The sequence below is a fragment of the Acinetobacter sp. 802_lipA genome (genome assembly GCF_058242885.1).
On record NZ_JBZAYP010000009.1, the window covers coordinates 1 to 5,247 of the forward strand.

Sequence of the window (5,247 nt, forward strand, 5' to 3'; positions counted from 1 at the left end):
AAAGCTAGGACTATATTCGATGAAAAAAGGGCTTTTTTCAGCTTCGCTTGCTCTGCTGTTGCTTGGCTCAATCCGCTCAATGTCTGCAAGTCCGCATTCATGCTCTTTATTTGCGCCTTTAAGCTCTCCTGCAGGGCTTTGGTATCCTTGCTCAAGTTCTCCCCCATTGTATTTATATTCGCTTGTATGCTCGTTTTCTTGCCCTGTAAGTTGTCTTGTAAGCTTTTCTGAGTCTGTTCTATCTCTTGTTCCAAATCGTTCGAGATGATACCGACTCTTTGATTCACAAAGTTTTCCGTATCTTTCAATGCTGTTTGCATATCTGCTATCAGCTTCTTGTCTATATCGTTCTGATGCTGCTCTCTTAAGATCTTCGCTTTGTTCAGAATGTCGGAAGTTCTGCTCATAAAACTCACCTCTGAGAGGGATTGGTTTGCCCTCTGGATTATTCGGATTTTTTACTGATATTTGATTCTTCGTAATACGGGTGATTTCTAAACCAATGCGAGTCATCCATTCCTTAAGACTTTCACGATCACTGACTAGCCCGTCAGTAATTGCCAAAGCAACTTCTGTATTCATCGCACTAATAAAATCTTTTTTGTCCTGCGGTAAGTCCTTTGCAATTTTTATTGATCGCCGATTAATAGGATCATCAGGGTCAAAAAGTTGATATTTGTGATTAACAATCGTTTTAAAATCATCGACTCGATTCAAATCGGCTTTAGCAAAGAAAGGCTGTAACCGTTTCCCTGTGCTAATTTCTACATTCGGAATTAAAAAATTAAGCTCTAAACGCTTATCTCCGGTTTCCGTATTTTCTTTATCTCGGTGTTCAATCCAAACAACTCGGTATTGATCAGGTTTAAGACCTGGGAACAGTGTTTTTTCAAATGCAGCCATTATGTTTTTTTTCTTTGCATCTGATAGATCATCTTCAAAAAATGATAAGCACCCTGCCGTATATTTTTTTACGTAAGGCGAGCTGTCGATCAGTTCTGCAACTTCATCTAAATCCCCAGATAATAATTTTGCATGTTCTCTGTCAAAATTTTTTCCAAGAAAATAACCTATTGGGCCACTAGATTTGCCCCGTCCTCTTTTAAAAAACTCCACAATCATTGGACTGACTCCTTAAGCTTTTTCAAGGTTTCATCAATACCTATCAAGAGGTGGAGTAACTTCACAGCTTCAAACGGTTCTTCTCTCGCAATATTTGTATTTATGGCTTTTGAAATTTGATTGATGTTCGTACCGATTCGACTTAATTCAAGAATGAAATCTCGATCAAGTTTTGAATATGTACTCGTATGTACATCTTCTTGTTTAACAGCTTTTAAAGCTGACTCTCTCAATAGCTTAGCTACAGAGTTATAAGGATTTTTATCTTCTAAAAGTTTGAACTCTGAATCGAACAAAGTAACTTTCACAACTTTTGTTCTAATTGGTCTCTTCTTTTCAAACTGAATTTCGTGTTTATGTTCTTCTGCCATAGTCACCTCAATATGGTTCTAGGCGGTTGGGGGGTTTCGGGGGGCTTGTCCCCCTGAACAAGGTCACGATAGGTATACTTTTTGAAAGTGCGTAGCACTAAAAAAAGTACCTATTGTGTATCCTTGCTTCATAAATCGCAGGGACTATTTTAATATAATTTTTAGAATAATTTATGCTTAGGTAAATTTTTGGTTTATTTAATTCAAAAGCTACTATCTGATTTAGGCTTGCACTGTTACACCAAGCACAGATCAAAAACCGAAAGAAAGGCTATTATCTGATTTAGGCTTATTTGCTGTCATTTTGAATTAGTAGACTTTAAATAAATAATAAGAGGTCTAAGCATTTTTCTGACTATTTTTTTTGCTTTTGGACTATTAGCTATTAGCCTTGCAATAGGCGGACTTACTTTGTAATAAGTGTTTATAAAAATTCTTCCATAAACATTTTTAGATAACTTGGTATCTCGCCAATAGCGTAATTCATTAATTTCATAAGCTACAGGTGTTCCATAAGATGCCGTAGCAATAAAACATCCCTTAGGATCTTCTACAGCCTTTAAGTTATGCTGTATGTTTATATCTCTAGGGTTTAATTCAGCAGCTCGTTTTATTAAAGCTAATCCAGCATCCTTATCTTTTTTCCCTTGCCAAAGTAATAAACCTTTTAGATTTAAATACGCTGCATTATTAGGTTCTAATTCTAAACTTCTATTGATATGTTCTATTGCTAAATCGACATTAGCAGGTCTAGCACCTGTTAACCCAGAATTTGATCCATATACTTGTAGATTGGCAGATAATTCATTAAAGATTGCCTGAGCTTCAATATGGCTAGTCGCAGCTTCAATATGACTTTGGGTTTCTTTCTCTATTTGATCAAAAGTATCTGCTATTGGAGGCATAACAGCCATACTTTCTTCTTGAAGAATTTGGCTCAGATGAGCTGAATCTTCATCACTTAATTGAGTGCAAAAATCAATTAACATGTCCGAAGCATCAAGACTAGCCTGCATTTCATTAAGATTTTTTTGCTCCATCAAATTTTTTATAAAATTATCTCTAGCAACTATTAAATCCCGAACTTCACTTCTTTTTAAAGGAAGATGAATATCCACCCCAAACAAATTACCCACTAAATTTTCAGCCATTTTTCTTTCCATTCCTCTTTTAAATCAAATCTTTCCTAATTTTTTCCATCTGTAGTAGGTACTTTGAGATATACCCTTTTCTAACCACGGCTGTAGAGTTCTTTCAGAATCAGTGGTCTTTGGTCTTCTAGAGATTTTTCCACCAAGTGCCCCTTTACGACTTTGGCGGTCTATAAACTCTTGATAGCAATAAGCGTCTTTTTTCCAACAATAGCGGCTTATGCTCTTTGCAATACCCTTTATCTCGTTGTACTGCATTGGCTTAGTAATACCCTCATTGAGTTTTAGACAATGGTCCATTACACATTGCAGCCAAATGCTGTACGTCTTTCCACGATATTTTCTGATCTCAACATACGCCCAATGACGTGCAGTATGGAAAATGTAGCAATTCCGCCCAAGTCCTACGGCTTCATCCTGTTTCGGGGCTTTTTTTACATCTAGCCAACTAATATCTAGTTTTGAAGATAGCTCATTCAGTGAATAAGGCTTTTTTCTTATGCTGTACGTGTGCCATTGCTCGTGCATGGGATTTTTACTGATTAAGCCTGAGTATCCCACATCGGCATTAAAAAGCTCACGTAAACGCAAATAAATGGCATTTGCGAGCATGATTGGCTTCTGTCTGCTTGCGTCAGTCGTGTAAATCGGTGTTTTTAGCTCGAAAAATGCGTGTAATCGTCCATTCTGAGGATTCTCAGCAACAAAATTCGGCATCGGTACACCATTGAGCGAATATAGAATTTCACTTAATGCTGATTCATAGTCGAGATCAAGTACAAAGTAATGCTGATAAAACGGACTATTTGGCTGAATGTACTTGAATGAAATAGCCGAATTTTTAGGACGGATTTTTAAACCTGTGGCCAAGTCATTCGTGCAGTAGGGTTTTATTGGTAAATTACCAATAAAACTTGGAAATAATTCCAGTTGTGGCTGTGTTTTATTCATTTATAACAGTAACCGCTTGCAAAGCTTGCAAACACTGCTAAAATTAAGACAGGTTTGGGTGTTTTAATTTTTAGTGTTTTCAAGCATTTATATTAAAATTCCGAAGAAAAACAGGTTTGCCGACCTGTTTTTTTTCGCCTGCGAAAAATATTACATTTTTTCAGATGGCTGTCAAATAACTGATTTTTCAATAAAAATATGTAAATTATAACGCATCAGTTAAAGCCGACTTCTCGCTGATGTTTAATCGAAAGTATTACAACATCCTCACCAGTTTTATAACGATACCAAGCCTTGTATCCACTTGAACCAAAGGGAATAATTAAAACCCTAAAATCTGGTCGCTCATCGTCAGGTGCATGCGCCATTGGTGCTATGGCTAATTCCTTTAGATAAGATCGGATAGTTATAACCGCTTCCTTAGCGGCTTCGGGGTTCTTTGTCTGCAAAAATGCCTTTAATCGACTTAAATCATTAAGGGCGTTTCTAGTTAAAATTACTTGTGGCATAGAGGTACGTCTTTCTCGTTATCAGTTCCCCAACTCTCAAGCCATTCATCTGCTTCTGCCAAAGTTACATGTAACCCAGTTTCCAAATAGTCCTCATAAGAAGCTATAGCCTCTTTCCGCTCTGCTTCAAGGCGTTCCTCTTGCTCAATGAAGCTAGTAATTGCAGCTTTTGCCAATGCATGAGCTGTCCGCTTTTTGGTTGTGGCTAAACGGCTTAAACGGTCTTTATAGCTAGAATCAAGCTTAATAGACATTGCTGTAGTGGACATGATTTAATTCCTACCATATCAAAAGGTAATACTTAGTATATACTTTCAATACCCTATCAGCTATAAATTATTAAAATGGGCTTGGGGAATCATAGCCACGGTCATTTTTCTTTGCCTGTTCTTGCGCTCGTTGCAACTCTCTGCGCTGATCAAGTTTATCTAGAGCCGAGAAGATATTTGCTGGATTAATCCCTCTAAATTCTGTTGATATTGCTCTACTGAACTCAGTTTTTCGATCAATGGCTCGGTCAGGGGATTCAATTGGCTTTTGATCTCGTCCTCCACCATCTGCGGCAAGATGTGCTCTATTATCGTCTTTGCTAAATCCTCGATGCTCAAGCCAGTCACTAACTGCTCTAAATGGCTCTGTAATCGCTGTTTTAAGCTGTTCTCCAAGTTTTGCAATAAATCGGCTGATAAAGTCGGATTCTGTAGCTGGTGGATGATCTTTACCATCTCGTCTCGCTGATCTATCAGATGATTGCAGTGCTGCGTAAGTTCGTTGTTGTATTTCTCTAATTCTTCTATTGTTCTGTTCTGTGCCTGAATAAGCTGTAAGGCTTGCTCTAACTGCTTCTGTTGTTCTTTGAGCTGCTGTTGATGCTGTTCGATAATCTGCAATAATTGTGCTTCGAGATTCATTCAATTGGTTTCCTGTACTACTGCGAATTTGTTGTTGTAAAGCTTCTCCACTGTCGGATCTATTTGAACGCACCAACGCCAGTCCTTCTCGTCCCCACACTTCCGAATATTCAGACTCCCCCCTTCGGATTTCAGATACTCGACTTTGTTCTCCATCGCTGTGATGTCGCTGTATTTGCTTTTGCTGACGTAACCGAGACATATACTCGATATAAGCAAAGTAAGTGCTATC

General features: G+C 37.9%; 6 protein-coding genes and 1 pseudogene. All 7 read right to left on the bottom strand.

Annotation, left to right across the window (positions count from 1 at the left end):
* Positions 1–1,122 (bottom strand): relaxase family protein (locus AC4CU3_RS19225; protein WP_490738503.1); only part of this gene is annotated, 1,122 nt, incomplete at its 3' end.
* Positions 1,119–1,493, bottom strand: a complete 375-nt coding sequence (gene mobC / locus AC4CU3_RS19230) for a plasmid mobilization relaxosome protein MobC (RefSeq protein WP_236770661.1) — start codon at positions 1,491–1,493, stop codon at positions 1,119–1,121. The genes AC4CU3_RS19225 and mobC, both read right to left, overlap by 4 nt.
* Positions 1,494–1,792: 299 nt before the next feature.
* Entirely contained in the window at positions 1,793–2,644 is an 852-nt protein-coding gene (locus AC4CU3_RS19235; RefSeq protein ID WP_086045005.1) for a tetratricopeptide repeat protein, read from the bottom strand.
* Between the two features lie 24 nt (positions 2,645–2,668).
* Complete coding sequence (locus AC4CU3_RS19240; RefSeq protein WP_086045004.1) at positions 2,669–3,595, bottom strand: replication initiation protein; 927 nt, start codon at positions 3,593–3,595, stop codon at positions 2,669–2,671.
* A 215-nt stretch (positions 3,596–3,810) separates the two neighbouring features.
* Positions 3,811–4,104 carry a type II toxin-antitoxin system RelE/ParE family toxin gene (locus tag AC4CU3_RS19245; RefSeq protein ID WP_086045009.1) on the bottom strand — a complete coding sequence of 98 codons (294 nt, stop codon included), beginning with the start codon at positions 4,102–4,104 and terminating at the stop codon, positions 3,811–3,813.
* A complete protein-coding gene (locus AC4CU3_RS19250) occupies positions 4,092–4,373 on the bottom strand; it encodes a CopG family ribbon-helix-helix protein (RefSeq protein ID WP_086045008.1) in 282 nt (93 codons plus the stop codon). Before AC4CU3_RS19250 ends, AC4CU3_RS19245 begins: the two co-directional genes overlap by 13 nt.
* A 70-nt stretch (positions 4,374–4,443) precedes the next feature.
* Positions 4,444–5,247: pseudogene (locus AC4CU3_RS19255) on the bottom strand (relaxase/mobilization nuclease domain-containing protein); the annotation flags it as partial.

Coding starts and splice junctions, on each gene's coding strand:
- AC4CU3_RS19250 (WP_086045008.1), bottom strand. CDS start 4,373: ATGTCCACTACAGCAATGTCTATTAAGCTTGATTCTAGCTATAAAGAC.
- mobC (WP_236770661.1), bottom strand. CDS start 1,493: ATGGCAGAAGAACATAAACACGAAATTCAGTTTGAAAAGAAGAGACCA.
- AC4CU3_RS19245 (WP_086045009.1), bottom strand. CDS start 4,104: ATGCCACAAGTAATTTTAACTAGAAACGCCCTTAATGATTTAAGTCGA.
- AC4CU3_RS19235 (WP_086045005.1), bottom strand. CDS start 2,644: ATGGCTGAAAATTTAGTGGGTAATTTGTTTGGGGTGGATATTCATCTT.
- AC4CU3_RS19240 (WP_086045004.1), bottom strand. CDS start 3,595: ATGAATAAAACACAGCCACAACTGGAATTATTTCCAAGTTTTATTGGT.